This window comes from Chitinophaga ginsengisoli (assembly GCF_003014595.1).
Lineage (GTDB): Bacteria > Bacteroidota > Bacteroidia > Chitinophagales > Chitinophagaceae > Chitinophaga > Chitinophaga ginsengisoli.
Map to the genome: position 1 here is coordinate 52,409 of NZ_PYGK01000002.1, position 19,586 is coordinate 71,994.

Consider the following 19,586-nt stretch of genomic DNA (forward strand, 5'->3'; position numbering starts at 1 on the left):
ACCGGCCCGCCCATGGCGTAGCCGCCTTGTTTGTCGCCTGAGATACAACCGGGAATACGAACTGCGCCGGAAATCCGAAACACGCCGGACAATACGTCCGGCATGTTTTATTTTTGTAGATTTATCATTTTACAACCATGGAATTTGAAACTAAATATATAACTCCTGATATCAAACTATCGGAATTCACCGGCAAGTCCTTCAGAGTGGAGGTCATGTTTGAACATCACATGCTGGTCTGGTTCATCTCCGGTGAAACCAAAATCATCCAGGCAGATGCCACTTATACCTTCAATGCCGGCGATACCTTTCTGATCCCGCGTAACCAGCTGGCTACTGTCATCAATTACCCCAAGGATGGCATGCCGCATAAAGCCGTGGCGATGCATCTTACCAAAGAGCGTCTGGAGGATTTCTACACCAGGCATAAGGCAGTTAATAGTAGCAGGGTACAACCACTACAGAAGGTCTATCGCTTTACGAAACATCCGCTGCTGGAAAGCTGTCTTGCCTCACTCATCCCCTATTTCGATCTGGGCGATAAACTACCTCCAGATATCGCCTCCATTAAAATTGAGGAAGCCATCAGCATTCTCAGATCAATCGATAAAGATGTAGATGGGTTGCTGGCTAACTTCGAAGAGCCGGGTAAGATCAACCTCACTGATTTCATGGAACGGCATTATATGTTCAACATGACGCTGGACAGGTTTGGCTATCTCACCGGCCGTAGTGTGGCGACCTTCCGAAGGGATTTCAAAAAGGCCTACAATACCACTCCACAGAAATGGCTGACAGAAAAGCGGCTGGAACTGGCGCATTACCAGATCGCCGAACAACAACGAAAGCCTATTGATGTATATGTGGAGGTTGGGTTCGAAAACCTTTCACATTTTTCGTATGCTTTTAAGAGCCATTTTGGATATTCACCTAACGCGCTGCTTGAAAAAAGGTGATCACATCAACCCTCATCAAAGATGTGCAGGTAGTGTACTTCTACGTAGTCGTATTTCTTGAACAGCTCAAACTGTGTTTTGTCACAGTAAGCATAGATAAAGTTATCATCATCCGGCCTTAAGAGACAATATTTCTCTTCCCGGTCTTTTAGCAGCTTGTTAAACATCATTCCCAGCTCATAGAAGTTCCATTTGTCCAGGTGCTCCACTGTCTGGAACCGGCCAGAATTAAAGACGACCTTCATCCTGTTGGATACAGGATCAGCCGGTGAATTGATATCTAATTGAATTGTATTCCCCGGATTGATGTTCAACACCTTCTCCAGTTCCTCACGCAGCCATTGCGGGGCTTCCTTATCTGCATACACCGGTAGGTAATGCCTGCCATCATACAGGTCCGACTGGTACTGCAGGTTCAGTTCTTCCAGCGTCAGGCGTACAGGGATCTGCGGTATCTCTTTCGCTTCTTCCGGAAAGAGGAACAGATAATTATCGACATCTCCCAGCAGTGAATACCCCTGTATACCATGCAACAATTCCCGGCGACTGGCATATGCAAGGTATAAGTTGGATATAATGAATGATTCATTCGGAGCGGCAGCACTACGGAGCGGCACGATGCCATATCCATTGAAACGATGGATCAGGTGAGCATTGACTGTTTTGATGACATCGACAATAAAGTTGTCCAGTCGGTCTATATAGTTATCATATAGAATGCTTTCCGTATGGCGTATCGGTCCGTCTGAGATCTCCATTTCCAGCAGATGCTCATTATTATTCTTCAGCACGATCCTGCAGACAGGGTCATTAATGGCAGCCAATAAGCTGTTGAGATGTTTGATCAGTTCGGGCACAAACCATTCATGGTGGTCGGGGAACTCTTTCTTTACGGCATCGCCGTGAAAGAAACGGATAGCTTGTTTTTCAGGCATAAGAGATTATACAACGAACACAAATTAAAAAATTAGACTATTATTTCCTGTTTTTTTTATCTGTTGCAACGCTATAAAACACGTCTGATCTTTCCGCAGATCAACTACTTTCCCAGCCTTTTGGGACCTCTTCCAGCACTTGTTCACCGATCGATCCTGCCTCTCCGGCGAAAACCACTGGGTATTTCCTCTCAGGCCAGCTAGTTTCGGGCCATGAGTCATTATCTAAGGGAGCTTTTATGAGTAGATTATTACTGAATACGGCATTGGCCGCGATGCCATTTGTACTGCTGGCCGCATGCCACCCGGGCGGGAAAGACAAACAGGCATTACAGGCCCGTATAGATAGTTTGCAGGAAAAGGTGAATGCAGCCTATGTACCGGGAACAGGAGAGATCATGAATAATATCATTCAGCCGCATCATCTGAAACTATGGATTGCAGGCAGTGATGAGAACTGGGTATTGGCAGATTATGAACTGCATCTGTTATCCGGGGGATTTAAACGAATAGAGAAATTTCATAAGGGATCTCCTGAAGCAATAGCCCTGCAGATGATCTATCCGGAGATAGATAGTGTAAAGGAAGCGATTAACGGTCAAAAAAAAGAGTTATTCAAAAAACACTTTCTGCTAATGACGAACACCTGTAATACCTGTCATCATGCAACAAACAATCCGTTTGTCGTCATAAAGGTGCCGGATAAAGAAGCGTTCAGCAATCAGCAGTTTTAACATACTGATTACAACAACCTACAGGATTATTACAGATTCCGCTGATAGTTTTGCTCTTCGTAAACGGAAGCTATCCCCACATTACATGGAATCATTATCAAATTGTCATGGACTTCATCATTTCAATTATATATGTGTATCAGTAAACAAACAGCCATACGACTTTTGACAGGCTTTGCGCTTGTACTACTAGGTGCCTGCGGCACTAAGAAAAGCAATCCTGCAAAGAATGATGTGAAGACGTACCCGGTGCTGGAAATAGCCTATCAGCAGGCAGAGATAGACAATGATTATCCTGCCACTATTCAGGGTATTCAGAACATCGAAATCCGTCCGAAGATTGATGGCTATGTGGAAGATATTTATGTAGATGAAGGCGCCACAGTAAAGAAAGGGCAATTGCTATTCCGCATCAATGCGCCGCAATATGAACAGGCAGTAAAAACAGCAGAGGCAAATATTGAAATAGCCCGTGCGGATGTAAATGCTGCACAGATGGAACTGAATAAGGTAAAGCCGCTGGTGGATAAAGACATCGTCAGCAAATATGCAGAGGAAGCAGCGCAATATACACTGCAATCCAAACAGGCAGCACTCACGCAGGCCAGGGCAGCGTTAAGCAATGCCCGGACAAACTTTAGTTATACCAGTATCTACAGTCCCGCCGATGGCGTGATCGGCATACTACCTTATAAGATAGGGAGTCTTATCAGCAGTACAACACCGAACCCTTTAACAACCGTATCCAATATCAGCAAGATCTATGCATACTTTTCCATCAACGAGAAACAGGGGCTGGATTTCTTTGCTGCATCCAAAGGGGCAACCATGCAGGAAAAGCTGGCAACGCTTCCTCCTGTAACATTAGTGCTTGCAAACGGAACACTGCTTCCCGACAAAGGAAAGGTAGAAACGGCGAGTGGTCTTATTAATACACAGACCGGTGCATTGAATATGAGAGCTACCTTTCCCAATCCGGGAGGCCTGGTACGCAGTGGCAGCAGCGCCCTGGTACGCATTCCCGAAAACATAGATACTGCCTTGCTGGTTCCTCAGAAGGCCACTTACCAGATACAGGGGAAATTATTTGTGTATGTGCTGGGAGAAGGTAATAAGGTTAGTTCTGTAGAGGTTGCCTCTTCTGCGTCTGCCGGACAGGCATTTATTATTACAAAGGGGATCAGGCCGGGAGATAAAATCGTTGCGGATGGCATATCAAGTTTACGGGAAGGCCTGGTCATTAAGCCCAAACTAATCAACGCAACTGACATAATAACTGCCTTGTAACAAGACTGTCTGCTAAAATGATGATATGTTAAAGCGATTTATAGAACGGCCGGTATTATCTACGGTGATATCCATTATTATCGTGACGCTTGGCGTGCTCGGATTGGTATCATTACCGATATCACAGTATCCTGATATTGCGCCACCGACGGTACAGGTACAGGCATCCTACAACGGGGCGAATGCAGATGTGGTGATGAAGAGCGTGATCGTTCCTTTGGAGCAACAGATCAATGGCGTGGAAAATATGGACTACATCACCTCCACAGCCGGCAACGACGGTAGCGCCAATATCACGGTGAGTTTCAAGATCGGGAGCGATCCTAATATGGCAGCCGTGAATGTACAGAATGCAGTATCACGAGCTACGCCATTGTTACCGCAGGAGGTGACCCGTGCGGGTGTTACAGTGCAGAAGAAGCAGACCAGTACCCTACTGATTTTCGCATTGTACAGCGATAATCCGGCCTTTGACCAGACTTTCATACAGAACTACGCGTCTATTAATGTGTTGCCTGTTATCAAGCGTATACAGGGAGTAGGCGATGCTTCCTCCCCCAGTACGATGGACTATTCCATGCGTATCTGGCTGAACACCGAAGCAATGGCGTCTTATGGGCTGGTGCCTGCAGACATCACAGCGGCCCTGGCCGATCAGAACATTCAGGCGGCGCCTGGACAGTTTGGTGAACGGGGAAAACAATCTTTCCAATATGTGATCGTCTATCCGGGTACATTGACAGATCCTTCACAATTTGGGGATATCGTGATACGTTCCAACCTGAGAGGCCGCATTCTCCGATTAAAAGATATCGCGCGTGTAGAACTGGGCGCATTAAGTTATTTCAACCCTGGCCGTGTGAACGGACATGCCGGTGTATCTGTAGACGTAGCACAGGTAGCAGGTTCCAATGCGCACCAGGTGATACAACAAACACTGAAAGCCCTGCAGGAGGCGTCAAAGAGTTTTCCGCCTGGTCTCAAGTATGCTGTGTTACAGAATGCGGATGACTTCCTGATGGCCTCCATCGACAAGGTACTACATACACTGGCGGAGGCTTTCATACTGGTATTTATTGTCGTTTTTATCTTCCTGCAGGATTTCCGGTCTACGCTGATACCTGCTATTTCTGTTCCGGTAGCCATTATCGGCACTTTTTTCTTCCTGAAATTATTTGGGTTTACCATCAACCTGCTGACGCTTTTTGCCATTATACTGGCGATAGGCATTGTAGTGGACGATGCTATTGTGGTAGTGGAAGCCGTCCATGCCAAGTTGGATGAAGGCTATGAATCGGCGGAGAAGGCTAGTGTGGATGCACTCAGTGAGATATCGGGAGCGATCATTTCCATTACCCTGGTGATGTCTGCCGTATTTATTCCTGTCAGTTTTATCGGAGGGTCATCCGGTATATTCTACAAGCAATTCGGACTTACGCTGGCTACTGCCATTGTGCTCTCGGCTATCAATGCACTGACACTAAGCCCGGCCTTATGTGCCTTGTTCCTCAGATCCCATCATGAAAAGCAGCAGAAAAAGAGTCTTTTGCAACGATTCTATACAGCGTTCAATACATCATTCGAATTGATGACTACCCGGTACAGACGCGCTGTTGCCTTCCTGGCAAAAAAAGTATGGATACCTCTTTCCATGTTGGCGGTCTTTATTGCTGTTTTGTACTTTCTTTCGAGGAGTACTCCTACAGGATTTGTACCCAATGAGGACCTGGGTGCTATCAACTGTAATATTGCCCTGCCTCCTGATGCCTCGCTTGACCGGACGGACGCCGTAGCGCGGAAAGTGGAATCAATTGCCCGCACTATCCCTGAGGTAAATAGTGTGCTCGTGGTGACTGGTCGTGGACAACTATCGGGAACCGGGAGCAACTACGCGTTGGTGGTAATGCGGCTTATACCATGGTCTCAACGAAAACGTAATGTACAAACGATCATCAAAGAGCTGTTTGCAAAGACGGCAGATATTACCGAAGCGGAGATCAAGTTCTTCGCCCCTCCTACTATCCAGGGGTTCGGCGCTACCAATGGATTTGCTTTCCAGCTGCAGGATAAGACAGGTGGCAGCATTGCCAGTTTCTATAAAGTAGGTAAGGATTTCCTTTCTGCACTGAATGATCGTCCGGAGATACAATTCGCCACCACCTCATTCAATCCCAACTTTCCGCAATACATGATGACCATCAATGTGCCGAAAGTCAAGGAGGCGGGGCTGAATGTCACAGATATTACAGGAGCTATGCAGGGGTACTATGGCGGTATCTATGCTTCTAGTTTTAATGAGTTTGGACAGCAATACCGGGTGATGGTACAGGCATCTCCTGAGTTCCGTACGACGTCGGAAAGCCTGAATGCGGTGTTTGTACGCACGCAGGACGGTCAGATGGTGCCAATTACTGAATTCGTAACGCTGACGCAAACCTACGGGCCGCAGTCTATCACCCGTTTTAATCTATTCAACTCCATCAGCGTGAACGGTACTCCTAATCCGGCCTACAGTTCCGGGCAGGCCATCGGCGCGATACAGGCAGTGGCAGCAGAAGCCCTGCCGCAAGGCTATAGCTTCGAATATTCCGGTATCACCAGGGAGGAACTGATGGGCGGCAGTCAGACGGTGTTTATATTCCTCCTGTGTCTTGTTTTTGTGTTCCTCCTGCTGAGCGCCCAGTACGAAAGCTACCTGCTGCCTTTTGCCATATTGCTAGCCATCCCTGTCGGGATAGCAGGCACTTTTATGTTCATCAATCTATTTGGCATCGCCAATAATATCTATGTACAGATCACCCTTATCATGCTGATCGGGTTACTGGCCAAAAATGCCATTCTGATAGTGGAATATGCCCTTGAAAGGAGGAAGGCGGGCATGGATATCGTCGAAGCAGCTGTAAAAGGCGCAGCAGCCAGATTAAGGCCTATTCTGATGACTTCTTTTGCCTTCATCCTGGGACTGGTTCCCCTGATGCTTGCTACGGGTGCAGGCGCAAATGGTAACCGCTCCATCGGCACCGGGGCTATCGGGGGCATGCTGATCGGTACCACCTTCGGGATCTTTATCACACCAGTTCTGTTTATCCTGTTCCAGACCTTACAGGAAAAATTCAGGAGAAAAAAGCGAGTTATATGAAACGGCATATTATCATCACTGTTATAGTTGCGTTGGTCATTACCTCCTGTTCTGTAAGCAGGAAATATGAACCACAAAATACTGCCGTAAAAGGGCTTTACAGGGATATTGATGAAACAGATACCAGCAATATCGCCAGCCTGCACTGGAAAGAGATTTTTACGGATACACTGCTGCAAGAACTGATCACCACCGGCATTCAGCAAAATCTGGACCTACAGGCTGCCTACTCCCGCATCCGGCAGGCCTCCGCAACGTATGAACAAAGCAGAATGCAATTCTTCCCTTCCGTTGGCGCCAATCCTAATGTAGCCTATGCAGGATCATCTGATCCGCAGGCTATCGGGAAAAACATCACAAACAGCTTGTATCAGACAACGTTGACGACCAGTTGGGAAGCGGACATCTGGGGAAAACTAAAAAGCGCCAAAAAGGCCAGCCTTGCTAATATGTTGCAGGCTGGCGCAAATGCCAGGGCCGTACAGACTTCCCTTGTGGCAGGTATTGCTGCCAGTTACTATACCTTACTGGCGTTGGACCAGCAGCTAGTCATCACGAGGGAAAGCGTGAAGAACTGGCAGACTACAGTTGATATCATGAAGGAACTTAAAACCGCCAATACCGTTACAGGAGCTGCCGTTGTACAGAGTGAAGCAAGCAAATATGCGGTATCTGTCACTATTCCTGATCTGCAACGCTCCATCCGGGAAACAGAGAACCAGCTGAACCTCTTATTGGGGAATGTTCCGGGACCTATCAAACGGGCAACACTGGACAGTCAACTTCCTATTACACTGTTACAGACAGGCGTACCGGCACAATTACTCTCCAACAGACCAGATGTGCAGGCAGCTGAATATAACCTGCGATACTACTTTGAACTAACGAATGTAGCGCGTAGTTATTTCTATCCTTCACTGACACTGAGTGCCTCTGCGGGCTATGCCAGTTTAAGTTCTTTCTGGGGAACAGGTTCCTGGCTCAGTAACCTGACAGCGGGATTAACACAGCCCATTTTCAACCAGGGTATCAATAAAGCAAGGCTGCACGCCGCACGCGAACAACAGCAGCAGGCAGCCCTGAATTTTAAAAACACCGTACTGACAGCCGGCGAAGATGTGTCCAATGCCATGTACTCCTACCAGATGGCAGGACAAAAGGCAACAGACAGGAACCTGCAGCTGGAGAACCTGAGAAAATCAGTAGAATATACCCAGGAACTGGTGCGCTACGGTTTCGCTAACTACACCGAGGTATTGACTGCACAGCAAAATCTGCTGATAGCACGACTCAACAAGGTCAGCGACCGCGAACAACAACTGCTGGCGATTGTGTCACTATACCGGGCATTGGGGGGCGGCTGGAGATAGGTCGCCACCTGTTTAGAAAACATCCAGTATCATCAGTTTCTTCTCTCCCGCCGGAACCTGCCAGCGAACTTCCTTACCTTTCTGAAAACCCAGTAAGGCCGTACCGATGGGCGCCAGTACTGATATCTTATTCTGACTGATATCTGCCTGATCGGGTGTAACGATCGTAATAGAAAGGATCCGTTCCGTTTCCATGTCTTTGACGACCGCAGTGGAATTAAGTCCTACTACCGTGTCAGGAAAGTTCTCCTTGCTTACCAGCCTGGCTTTTCTTAATTCTGTTGCCAGGTCCATTACATTCCCTTTGTCAAACGACTGCGGGTTTCCATTCCTGATGTATGTTGTGAGGATATCAAAATCCTCTTTCTTTATTACTAACTGTTCTTTTTCCATTTTAATACGTTTTGATTTTTAAAATTGATAATTCGGGGTGTGAACGGGGATTGCAATCCCACGTTCCGCTCCCCCGGGGGTTGCACCGTTATATTCGCGCCCCGCGGGCAACGCCATGTTTATCCCCGGGGTTACGAACCCCATGATTTATCCCGGGGTTACGAAACCCCGGGCGCACAACAAGGGAACTCCTAACGGAGTCCTATTGTGTTTTGTTGATGACGTTTTGCCTATCAGGCACTTTTCTTCAGGGAGACGGGCAACATCTTAGACAGGATCACCTTCCATTTTTCGGCTTTATCTTCCAATGCGCGTAGCTCACTGATATTGTTTTCTGCCTGTTTGAAAAAGGGAATATCTGCAGGTTGTTTTTCCAGGAGGAACCTGAAATGTAAGGTCATCCTTTCAAGATAATGTTCCAGCTTTCTCTTCCTCAGACCATTTACATGAATACGGCCATATTGCTTTTTCACAGAACAGTTACTTACCTGGTTCAGGTCAATGACATATTCCGTAAGCGACCCGCTATTGGTACCATTCAGTACCAATAACTTTCTTTGTACACCATCCAGCCCGATGATGCAATTCCTCAATACCTCCTGGCTTGAGAAGGTAAGCTCATACTTTGATCCAAGCCTGCTGAAATAATCAAGCAATCTTTTCATCTTTCTACGTTTTTGTCTGTTTCGAATAGCTGTCAGCAACCCGTAACATAAAAAAGCTGCTGCTGAAAGCAGGATAAACACATCGGCCAATGACATGATAATTTTTTACAACGCAGTACGATCACTTGTTCCGGCTAAAGCCATATAACAACATTACCGGAGTGGTGATACATAATATAAAATACCATTTAGGACTGGCGATCATGCCCCGCTCCATTGCAATGGCGCTTAATACGGCCAATAGCGCGACAGCTCTGCCAGGAGAAACACGTTGTTTCCTGTACATGGCAATAACTTTTACACGGTAATTACTAACAGTAAATAAGGTTGAAATACAATTATCCCAGGCTATCGGAGTAATCAGGCCTGGGCAAACCTGTTAAAGTCTTTAAAGTTGGAGAAGTAGTACAGGTCTACACAAAAGGGGATAAATTCCGGGAAGGACCAGGTAAAACAGTTGCTGATATCAGGTATTACATACCTGACAGCATCTGTAGTGTTAATATGGGAGCTCTTCCGGATCATTTAGTCAAACTTACTAAATAAAATCTGTTATAAAAACATCAAATATTTAATGAAACGTTAATTGTGGCACCATTATACTAACTTTAAGCGCATGAAGGCAGGTATGTTTCTACGCAGCACGTCACTCCAGGATGACACCTATTTTGAACAGGCCCTTATTTTCATTACTGAACATAACGAAAAAGGCGCTATGGGCTTTGTGGTGAACAGGCTTTTTCCCCGGAGGATCAATGAACTGGTAGAATTCAAAGACAGTGCCCCCTTCCCCTTATATGAGGGCGGACCGGTAGACCAGGAACACCTGTTTTTTATACATCAGCGACCCGATCTGATAAAAGGAGGCGACCCGATAACAGACACGATCCACCTGGGCGGGGATTTCAAAGCCGCCATGCAATATATTAATGACAACACGATCACAGAGAAGGATATCAGGATATTTATCGGTTATTGCGGCTGGGACTTCGAAGAACTGGAAGCAGAGATAGCTGAGGGCAGCTGGGAACCTGTAAAAGAAACGACAGTCAGTCTTTTCTGATCATGAGCACTTATAGTTGTAACATTTGCACCCCGATGGCCGTTTTATAGCAACAGGTCCACTTGTTAAACTATATCACTGCTGTATCATGAAACATCTTTACCTCCTTCTTTCCATTGCTTTCGTATTTGCAGCCTGTTCCAAAGATGACTTCAACCCTTCGAAACCTAAAGATGGTCAGGTGGTTGGATACATCGCATACCGCGTACAGCTTTAGGAGAACCACCTTGTAGTACTGAGATAAAACGAGGCATATCTGATTATCAGGTGTGCCTCCATTGCATATTCAGCAATAAGACCAATAACAAAATATCTCCGGAGCTGTCAATAAACCCGCTACGCGACTTTTTCATTAACTTTAGAAAAAAACAGCACATGGAGAATAAAGGGCTGCTTTTTATTCCGGATATAAGTGGCTTTACCCGTTTTGTGAACGAAATAGAGATCGATCATAGCCGGCATATCATACAGCAGTTATTGGAGGTACTGATCAACGCCAATAACACGGGACTTGAGATCTCAGAGATTGAAGGAGACGCCATCCTGTTCTATAAATTCGGAGCACCACTGGACCTGGAAGCATTATATAAACAGGTGGAAAAAATGTTCTGTGAGTTCCACCGGCATCTGAATGCATATGATAATCGCAAAATATGCCAGTGCAGGGCCTGTGTATCCGCTGTAGGCCTTACGCTGAAGGTCATTACCCATTACGGTGAATTCACCACGTATAATGTAAAGAATTTCAGCAAGCTAATAGGTAAAGATGTGATCGTTGCGCACCAGCTCCTGAAAAATGATATTGACCAGCACGAATACTGGCTTGTTACGGATAATCTGCTGCAGGACACACCTCCTGCCGGGTTGGCAACATGGATGAAATGGGATGCCAGCGCTAAACAAACTGAAACAGGAGAAATACCCTTTCACTATACCCAGCTAAGCCAGCTAAAGAAAGAACTACCGCCTGAGCCGGATCCGCAACTGGAGCTTTCCGACAAGGTGAAAGTGCTCTCTGTGTTTAAGGACTATGACGTGGATATTAAAACCCTCTGTTTTACCACCGTGCATTTTGAGTTCCGTCACCAATGGCAGGTAGGATTAAAAGAAATCAATGAAGTGGAACATTTTCTGCCGGGTGTAGGCAGCCGGCACCAGCATATACTGGAAAACGGGCAGAAAATAATGATGTTTACCAGCAGCTTTTCTTATAATCCTGAAGAAAAGATACTATTCAGTGAAACCGATGAAAAGCGGAAAAGCTCAACCTATTATACAATTGAAAAAGCACCTGACGGACGATCCCGTCTAACACTGGATATCTATATCCCTAAAAATCCGGTGCGCCAGCTATTATTTAATCTCTTTGAGAAAAATGCATTGCACGCGAACCTTCGCGAGTCGCTGGAAAGGCTGGAACCTATCGTAAAAGAGATGGTATTACCACTGGAATTTTAGTCGGAGCTACCTGATACCGGCAGGCAGGGAGAAGAATTCCCCGCCCCCGGAAAGGCTTATTTTAAGCCATTTGATGGCCACTTAATACGTTATGATGAAAAGGTGCGCTACACCTGCTGCAGCTTCGCTATTTCTATCTTTCCCATCTGCATCAGGGCTTCCTGTGCTTTCTGAGGATTAGAAGATTCAAACAGCAGCTGTACAATGTTTTTCGGAACTACCTGCCAGCTAATGCCGAAAGGATCTTTGCACCAGCCACACAGCCCCTCCTCCCCGCTTTGGGTGAAGGTATTCCAATAATAGTCGATAGCTTCCTGGTTGTCACATTCCAGCACCAGGGAGACACCTTCCGTAAAGGTAAGATGCTGAGGTACGCCGCTATCCATGGCCATCAGCAAATGTCCATTGAGCGTGAATTGCGTATGCTGGACCTGCCCTGTCATTGGCCCTTCCGCATAGCGCATAATACCGTCATTCCTGTACGCCGGGAAAGTCCTTTCATAGAAATCAAGCGCCTGCTGGCATCGCCCTTGCTGGGCCTGGCCGAACATCAGCGTAGGTACAAGTTTGTTATATTTCCAGTCGTCCTCCCCATAGTACAATTGCCAGCTCACACCATAGCGATCTTCGACCCAGCCATAACTTGCACTCCATGGATAACTATCCAATTGCATGAATATTCTGCCGTCTTTGGTCAGTTTCTCCCATATCTGTGCGATAGCGACCTTGTCATTGGAAACCCACATAAAGGAGATCGCAGGATTGGGGGTGTACATAGGCCCTCCATTCAGTCCCATCATTTCAGTACCATCCAGCAGTGCCTTGACGACTATTGGATTCTCATCTGTAATTTTTGAATTGGGGAAAACCGACACATAAAAATCAAATGCCTCTCTGGCCTTCCCGTCAAACCATATACAAGGAAAGATATTGGTGTTCGATGAAGCGTTCATGATGCATCATTTTGCTATCGAATTTAACTATTTACCCGATGACAATGAAATTCAATTCATTGCTTGACAATATCTTTATCCCTTCCCTCTATCAGGAACGAGTGAAAATTCTCCAGTAATGCATCAGAAGTATTCGAGTTAGTAAAGATGGCATAACCCATTTTCAGGTCCTTATACACTTCAAACCGGCATTTAAAATCACCGTTGTTACCGCCATGACCAAACGTTTTGCCAAAAGGTGTTTCCCTGATCTCGAGGCTCATACCCATATAGGTAGGAACCTTCGGTTTATGTGTCCATCCGGTGAAGTCATATTCTGACTGCTTCGACATAATGGTACTATAGGTTTCCGGTTTCAGCCCTTTCTGCTCTAACAGGAACAACATAAACCGCGTGAAGATCAGCGCTTCCGTATGCATGGAATAGGCCATGCCTGGTTTTTCCGGCAGGTCGTTGTTACTGGGTCGTCCATCAAAGTGACCATACGCCACCACCCGCTGCAAAGAATCATTCTTTGAGAAGAACGTATGGTATAGTCCGACAGGCTGGATGACCTCTTCCTGTAACACCTGCTCTACATTTTTACCGGTGATCTTTTCTACCACCATTTTGAGGTATTCGAAGCCTTCTCCTGAATAGCCAAAAGCTGTTCCGGGGGTAAACTTAATAATCAGTTTACCATCACGCCAGTTAGGGAAACCAGTACGGTGCGTCAGTACATGTCTTGCTGTGATCAGCTTATAGCGATCATCGTATTCTATGTCTTTGTAGGGAAGATATTGGTATAAGGGTTTGTCGAGGTCAATCACCCCACGTTCCGCCAATCGTTCAACGGCCAAAGCAAACACAGGTTTTGTAACGGAGGCTGCTTCAAACAGTGTATTGTCGTTCACCTTTTCACCGGTCATTGTGTTGGTGACCCCGTATGTTTTATGATACACCACTTTACCATCCTTGATCAGTGCCAGCGAAACACCGGGTATTCCATAGTACTCTCGGTAGGCTTCAATAAAACTATCTACCTTGCCAGGATTGTCTGCAGTAAAATCAAACAGTACACCTTTGTCGGGGATCAGGTCGGGCACAGGCGATAACGGGAGCACAATATCAGGAGCGACCACTTTCTGTCCTGCTTTCGCTACAACCGTTGGAGATGTTTTAACGGCAACTGAGTATAGTTTGTCGTCGGATTGATAATAATGGTTGGGAAATGACAGCTCGTATTTCCCCGCAGGAATAACTATTGAATAATTGCCTGCGCTATCTACTTCTGCCGCCGTCCAGAGTCTTGGATGCTCTACAGATTTCAGACGCACCTGGCCAGGTAACTTCACAGCGGTGTGTTGGTCCCAGCTGACTTTGCCTGAAACGGTGGCCAATTTTGCGTCTTTGGGCAAAAAGAAAATATCGCCCAGGCTGTTTGCATTCATATATTTGGCCTCTCCCTTTCCCCAGTCCGACCAGGAAAAACTCCCATCTTCGTCTTTGTCCATTACATTTAGATCAAAGCCCACCGACTTATCAAGCGCCAATTCATTTCCCAAACGGATACGCCACTCGTAATAGCGCATATTTCCCTTCCGGGTCATGGCTACTTCCGCAATCTTCCAGGAGGCTGCGCTGGCGAATGGGTCGTAGAAGGCATTATTTATGTTACGGAGTTTTTTGCTGTACATAAATGAGGCCACCCCTGAACCGGACATCAGATGACGGGCATCAATACTTATCTGCAGGCCATCCTGGGTATTCCACCTTACATTTTCGGAAGTATCTTCTACAAAATCATCGTCTCTTATTGTAAATGCCAGGTATAATGACTGGTCTTCGAGCCGGTACCCCAGTTGAAAGAATCCGGAGAAATCTGCGTCGTCCTTGGGTTTCGTGTCTGAGAGATTCATGCCGATCTTGTACTTAGCCGCATCTTTCGGCCAATCGGAAAGATCGCCGTCAACAGTGATCTTATTAAGCGGATAAGCAAACGCTACACTCCCGTTGTGGGCCATTGAGTGCAGACAAAGATAAGTGCATAATATAGTAACGCACACTGCTTTAAGAGATGGTATTGACATGTCCAACAATTTATAAAGTGATGTTCCTGTTCCGTTGAACGAAATAGAGGTTGCTATCTAAGGACACTTCAGCGATAAAAAGGTTGCATGTGCAATAACATTTTCCTCCGGATGGCAAGAATTTGTTGCATTTTCCGGATGGTCAGAAATTATATAAGCGTCTTCCTCATTTCTATCAGGGAAAAAGAGGACCGTGCGGCTGAGGATTTGTTTGAAAAAGGCACCTGGTTCCCTGTAGGTACAAAACCCTTACGCCGGTACCAGTCGATCAACTCCTTCCGCTTGTCGATGACAGTGATGGTAATAGTGTTATACTGGTGTTCTTTTGCAAAAGCCTCGCTGTATTGTATTAACCGCCTGCCAATACCTACGGTCTGCGCACCTGGTAACACAGACAACATGCCCAGGTATAATGTAGCTTCCTTTTCCTCTAGTAATACACTGCCGACTATCACTGACTGACTGTCGCAACATTTAAATATCGTAGTCCCTTGCAGGCTGATAATGTCGAGTATTGCAGCTTCGGTGGTCCGCTCCCCTTCTACCAGGTGTCCTTCCGAGGTCCAGCTTTTACTGCCTGCTTCACCTTTATAAGCGCTGTTGATAAGCTGTGTTACAGCAGGAATATCTGCTGCTGTAACGGGAGAGATTGTAAAAACTTCATGGGTCTCTTGCATGCCTTTAAAATACTACTTCCGGTAATATTATGCAAGTCGTCTTACGCCAATGTTAATACTATCATCAATATCAGGTCCTCCCACTGCCCCAATACACGCCGCCTGCGCCGGCAATGATAAGCGCATTTATCTGCTGCCTGTACGGCTCTTTCACGAAAGAAAAGATGGTAATGTAGATAGCCGCTATACATGTAGCACCTATAGCTACCACGGCCGAAAATTCTCCTGTCATGTCTGATGTATTTAGGGTCACAAAGTTCTGCATTACACAGGGCAGCTGTTAGGATGTAGCAGGCAGCTTGTAGGATTTTTCAATCATCACAGCGAATTACCATCCTGTTTTCTTTTATTAACATACGCATATACTTTGTGTCGGGACAGATATTTTCTTATCTTTCACGTCGTCAAAAACAACGTTATGAAATCTGTCAGCGCTACTATTGCCTTTATATTTGTTTTTCACCTGTTTGCAACGAATAATTCAGCCTTCGCGGGGAACGGGTATCATGTAGCCGACACCGGTATAGTAGCCGATGGCGCCACGCCACAACTGATTTCCAGGAACTTCTCATTTACTGAAGGCCCGACAGCTGACAGGCAGGGCAATATTTACTTTACGGATCAGCCCAATAATAAGATCTGGAAATATAGCACCGATGGTCATCTCTCCGTTTTTATGGATAGTGCAGGCCGGTCAAACGGGATGTATTTCGACAAAAAAGGCAACCTGTATTCCTGTGCAGATGAACGGAACCAGCTCTGGAAGATCGATTCTCATAAGAAGATAACCGTATTGATAAATGATCTCAACGGTAAAAAACTGAATGGACCAAATGATCTCTGGGTATCTCCGCGCGGAGATGTTTATTTCACAGACCCTTACTATCAGCGCAGCTGGTGGGCGAGAACCAAGCCTGAAATAACAGGAGAAAAAGTATATGTTCTGCTACATGGCAGCAGAAAGGTCATACCTGTTGTAGATACCCTGCAACGCCCTAACGGTATTGCCGGCACAGCGGATGGTAAATACCTGTATGTATCGGACCTTCAGGGTGGCAAAACGTATCGTTATACTATCAGGAAAGATGGTTCTTTAAGCAATGCTCAACTGTTTGTAAACATGGGTTCTGATGGTATGACGACTGATAGCCAGGGAAATGTATACCTTACTGGCAGAGGTGTCACTGTATTCAACAAAAAAGGGGTACAGATAGCGCATATCCCTATCCCCGAAGGCTGGACGGCCAATCTTACCTTCGGAGGTAAAAACAGGAACAAATTATTTATCACTGCGTCCGAGGCAGTTTATATGTTGGATATGAAGGTCAGGGGCATTGAGTAATACATTTTCTGACTATCTTCGTCCCCATTAATAACTTATACCGTGAACTTCACCACATTAACCCTAAGGGACGCAATAGCACAGGAACTGCTGACCTCACTTGCTACAGACTTAGACATGCTGGAAGATGGCGCCGACTCGCTTATCATCAGGATATATGAGGGAAACACTATCATTAACGAATATGTAGATCTGCATGACCTCTTTTACGAACAAAAGATTGCAGGTATCATCGTAAATGGTAACCTGACCGTTAATGCACCTATTATCGATTTTGAGATCGATACCTATTCTTCCTTCCTGATCGTACATGGATCACTTACCTGCAAAACCCTGGCCGCAGGATGTGCGGAGATCATTATAGACGGAGATGTAACAGTAGCAGATGCGATGGTCGCTTTCTATAACCACGGTACTATTGAGATCCAGGGAGATCTGAATGCCAGACTCCTGATCATTGATGACCATGGGGCCTCCATTAAAGGCAGGATCAATGCTGCCACCTATTGCCGTGGATGGCATATAAAAGGAGCTAACTATACGAACTGGCGGCATATCTTATTGCCTGAGGTAGCAGACGAGCTGCTGGATGAAAAGGATTATCTCTTTGCCGGCGATGTGCGTCTGCTCAATATGCTGAAGGATGAAAAGCCTGTGTTCAGGGATAAGCTGGGTGATATATCCGCCGCTAATAATCCCGAAGCAAAAATTGTTTCATGGGAAACCGTTAAGCCGATGATCCAACACCTGGAATGCAAATATGAAGCATATCCCTTTGCCATTGCTGAAAAACGAGAACCAGGCTTGCCCGATGACCGCTTCCTTCTGTATAATGGCACTACGGTACTGGACGAACTGGACCTGGATACTGAAGACTATATGAGCATAATAGTCGTGGGAGATCTCCATGTAAAAGGCAGCATTATCAACGAAAATACTGATGGCGCCTGCTCATTGATAGTACTGGGAAATCTGAAGGCGAAAAATGTATGTGTCGGCGGACAAATTATCTATATCAACGGGTACATTGCTGTTGAGGAGATGCTGATGGGTATATACAACCATGGTGAACTATACAGCACTTCCTATGTCTGGTGCCCGGTGGTAATAGCCGACGACTACAGCTTTTACTTCCCTGACTATGCCAATGTGAAAGTGCTGGAACTCTATGACCAGGACGACAACGACCTGATAAAGGAAAAACTGATCGGTGAGCTTTTCGATGAGGAAGAAGGCTTCCTGCTTTATAGTACCATCCGCGAGGGCGTTCCCCTGCTCAAACAGCAGGAGCAGCTTACATCGATCACCAAAGAAGCGTTGGAAGCGATCATAAACGCACCACTCCTGGGACCGGATAATTACAAGGTTGCTTTCGATGAAGACGACTGGTATATCACATTGGACAGAGGTGGAGAAATAGATGCGGATGGTAATGCGAGCCCTTCATCAGTGATTGCTATCAATCTTGATAAAGGCAAGTACTATTTCTGGTACCTCTCCGAAGATGGTACCATTGCCACGATGATAAAAGAGGGTGAAGACTGGATCATGGCGCCACCTGAGGCAGCAACCGATATACTTGAGCACTTCTCCCTCATTAATAGGCTCATCAACCGGAAAGTACGCTGGAATAATAAATATGTACAAAACATCAACCAGGAGGAGTTGTGGAAACTTGTCTGGATGTTCCGCAATGGACAGGAAGAAACTGTATTCCAGGCAAGCGCCATTACCATCTGCAGAAGAGTGCTCTATGCCGCTGCCTATCCCTTTGCATATATCTTTGCCAGGTATAAGGAAGACAGCGAACACCGTGGTCTTGCGGGCTACCCTAGCTGGGCGCCCGCAGCCGCATTACTGGACGGACTGATACAGTGGGAACTGGCACAGGAGATCACCAGAAATAAACCGCTGGCCGAAAAATCAGAAGAACTGGATATTATCACGAACTATAACTGGGGTGTCGCCTATCAGATCCCGGAACAGTATAACACCAAACCTATTGACAAGGACTTCATGATAGAGCTGAATGCCGACCTGGCGGCACGTGAAGGAGCCATATTGCGACTCGATGCAGGCATTGGTTCCTTCGTTATCGCGGGTATGCATGTGAATGATCTTGATATCCTCAATGACCTGATGCATCCCTTAGGCATTTATCCGAAGTACTTCACTGTTGTAGATAAAGAAGAAGAGGATGCATTGAAAGAGATTGCCGACGCCCTACTTACCGCTGCCTCGGATGAAGACCCCTTGAAACTGCAACCTTACCGGGAGTATCAGGCAACTATATGGAACTATGCGTATAACGAACTCGGGGATGTCGTATTCTGGCAGAACTGGATGGAGACATTACAAAGCAGGCTGACAAATCAGGCTGGTTCCTCCTATATCTTCCGTGGAGAAAGCCATGTAGCACCGATCCATCCTGAATTCGATCACTGGATCAACTGGTGTGAAAAGTACAAGACTATCGCAGAGGGAAGTCATATTATTCTACCGGAAGAAGAAGCGTAAGATCACTAACATCTTTTAAAAAGAACGG

19 protein-coding genes are annotated in these 19,586 nt (G+C 46.1%); 10 read left to right on the top strand and 9 right to left on the bottom strand.

What is annotated here, in order from left to right; translation table 11 throughout:
• Positions 1 to 137: 137 nt before the first annotated feature.
• Positions 138 to 956 (top strand): AraC family transcriptional regulator, encoded by an 819-nt coding sequence (locus CLV42_RS04745; RefSeq protein WP_106600756.1) that lies wholly within the window; start codon positions 138 to 140, stop codon positions 954 to 956.
• 5 nt (positions 957 to 961) lie between these two features.
• Here CLV42_RS04745 and CLV42_RS04750 read toward each other — a convergent pair whose 3' ends face one another.
• Positions 962 to 1,891: a hypothetical protein gene (locus CLV42_RS04750; RefSeq protein WP_106600757.1), complete on the bottom strand. Its 930-nt coding sequence runs from the start codon at positions 1,889 to 1,891 to the stop codon at positions 962 to 964.
• A gap of 239 nt (positions 1,892 to 2,130) precedes the next feature.
• Between CLV42_RS04750 and CLV42_RS04760 the strand changes: the two genes are divergently transcribed.
• From CLV42_RS04760 to CLV42_RS04775, 4 genes are all read left to right on the top strand, one after another.
• Positions 2,131 to 2,625, top strand: coding sequence for a hypothetical protein (locus tag CLV42_RS04760; protein WP_106600759.1), 495 nt, complete (start codon positions 2,131 to 2,133; stop codon positions 2,623 to 2,625).
• Between the two features lie 132 nt (positions 2,626 to 2,757).
• Entirely contained in the window at positions 2,758 to 3,912 is a 1,155-nt protein-coding gene (locus tag CLV42_RS04765; RefSeq protein WP_106600760.1) for an efflux RND transporter periplasmic adaptor subunit, read from the top strand.
• 25 nt (positions 3,913 to 3,937) lie between these two features.
• On the top strand, positions 3,938 to 7,051 hold the full coding sequence (locus tag CLV42_RS04770) for an efflux RND transporter permease subunit (RefSeq protein WP_106600761.1): 3,114 nt from the start codon (positions 3,938 to 3,940) through the stop codon (positions 7,049 to 7,051).
• Positions 7,048 to 8,421, top strand: a complete 1,374-nt coding sequence (locus CLV42_RS04775; RefSeq protein WP_106600762.1) for an efflux transporter outer membrane subunit — start codon at positions 7,048 to 7,050, stop codon at positions 8,419 to 8,421. The genes CLV42_RS04770 and CLV42_RS04775 overlap by 4 nt, the downstream gene beginning before the upstream one ends.
• A gap of 12 nt (positions 8,422 to 8,433) precedes the next feature.
• On the opposite strand, the gene CLV42_RS04780 is transcribed toward CLV42_RS04775, so the two are convergent.
• From CLV42_RS04780 to CLV42_RS33825, 4 genes are all read right to left on the bottom strand, one after another.
• Positions 8,434 to 8,814: a GreA/GreB family elongation factor gene (locus CLV42_RS04780; RefSeq protein ID WP_106600763.1), complete on the bottom strand. Its 381-nt coding sequence runs from the start codon at positions 8,812 to 8,814 to the stop codon at positions 8,434 to 8,436.
• A 233-nt stretch (positions 8,815 to 9,047) separates the two neighbouring features.
• Positions 9,048 to 9,479, bottom strand: coding sequence for a hypothetical protein (locus CLV42_RS04785; RefSeq protein ID WP_146154310.1), 432 nt, complete (start codon positions 9,477 to 9,479; stop codon positions 9,048 to 9,050).
• A 121-nt stretch (positions 9,480 to 9,600) separates the two neighbouring features.
• Positions 9,601 to 9,765: a hypothetical protein gene (locus CLV42_RS33820; protein WP_170117394.1), complete on the bottom strand. Its 165-nt coding sequence runs from the start codon at positions 9,763 to 9,765 to the stop codon at positions 9,601 to 9,603.
• 74 nt (positions 9,766 to 9,839) lie between these two features.
• Positions 9,840 to 10,004 (bottom strand): hypothetical protein, encoded by a 165-nt coding sequence (locus tag CLV42_RS33825; protein WP_170117395.1) that lies wholly within the window; start codon positions 10,002 to 10,004, stop codon positions 9,840 to 9,842.
• A gap of 91 nt (positions 10,005 to 10,095) precedes the next feature.
• On the opposite strand from CLV42_RS33825, the gene CLV42_RS04790 reads away from it, so the two are divergent.
• The 3 genes from CLV42_RS04790 (at position 10,096) to CLV42_RS04795 (ending at position 12,000) form a co-directional block, all read left to right on the top strand.
• Positions 10,096 to 10,542 carry a YqgE/AlgH family protein gene (locus tag CLV42_RS04790; protein WP_106600765.1) on the top strand — a complete coding sequence of 149 codons (447 nt, stop codon included), beginning with the start codon at positions 10,096 to 10,098 and terminating at the stop codon, positions 10,540 to 10,542.
• 88 nt (positions 10,543 to 10,630) lie between these two features.
• Positions 10,631 to 10,759: a hypothetical protein gene (locus CLV42_RS34410; protein WP_262509986.1), complete on the top strand. Its 129-nt coding sequence runs from the start codon at positions 10,631 to 10,633 to the stop codon at positions 10,757 to 10,759.
• 158 nt (positions 10,760 to 10,917) lie between these two features.
• Positions 10,918 to 12,000: a DUF2652 domain-containing protein gene (locus CLV42_RS04795; RefSeq protein WP_106600766.1), complete on the top strand. Its 1,083-nt coding sequence runs from the start codon at positions 10,918 to 10,920 to the stop codon at positions 11,998 to 12,000.
• A 107-nt stretch (positions 12,001 to 12,107) separates the two neighbouring features.
• Here CLV42_RS04795 and CLV42_RS04800 read toward each other — a convergent pair whose 3' ends face one another.
• From CLV42_RS04800 to CLV42_RS33830, 4 genes are all read right to left on the bottom strand, one after another.
• Positions 12,108 to 12,953 (bottom strand): VOC family protein, encoded by an 846-nt coding sequence (locus CLV42_RS04800; RefSeq protein WP_106600767.1) that lies wholly within the window; start codon positions 12,951 to 12,953, stop codon positions 12,108 to 12,110.
• Between the two features lie 56 nt (positions 12,954 to 13,009).
• Positions 13,010 to 15,022: a serine hydrolase gene (locus CLV42_RS04805; RefSeq protein WP_106600768.1), complete on the bottom strand. Its 2,013-nt coding sequence runs from the start codon at positions 15,020 to 15,022 to the stop codon at positions 13,010 to 13,012.
• A gap of 149 nt (positions 15,023 to 15,171) precedes the next feature.
• Complete coding sequence (locus CLV42_RS04810; protein WP_106600769.1) at positions 15,172 to 15,699, bottom strand: GNAT family N-acetyltransferase; 528 nt, start codon at positions 15,697 to 15,699, stop codon at positions 15,172 to 15,174.
• Positions 15,700 to 15,769: 70 nt separating this feature from the next.
• Positions 15,770 to 15,931, bottom strand: a complete 162-nt coding sequence (locus tag CLV42_RS33830) for a DUF6010 family protein (RefSeq protein ID WP_170117392.1) — start codon at positions 15,929 to 15,931, stop codon at positions 15,770 to 15,772.
• Positions 15,932 to 16,117: 186 nt separating this feature from the next.
• On the opposite strand from CLV42_RS33830, the gene CLV42_RS04820 reads away from it, so the two are divergent.
• Positions 16,118 to 17,041 (top strand): SMP-30/gluconolactonase/LRE family protein, encoded by a 924-nt coding sequence (locus CLV42_RS04820; protein ID WP_106600771.1) that lies wholly within the window; start codon positions 16,118 to 16,120, stop codon positions 17,039 to 17,041.
• Positions 17,042 to 17,083: 42 nt separating this feature from the next.
• Complete coding sequence (locus tag CLV42_RS04825) at positions 17,084 to 19,558, top strand: hypothetical protein (protein WP_106600772.1); 2,475 nt, start codon at positions 17,084 to 17,086, stop codon at positions 19,556 to 19,558.
• The last annotated feature ends 28 nt before the right edge of the window (positions 19,559 to 19,586 follow it).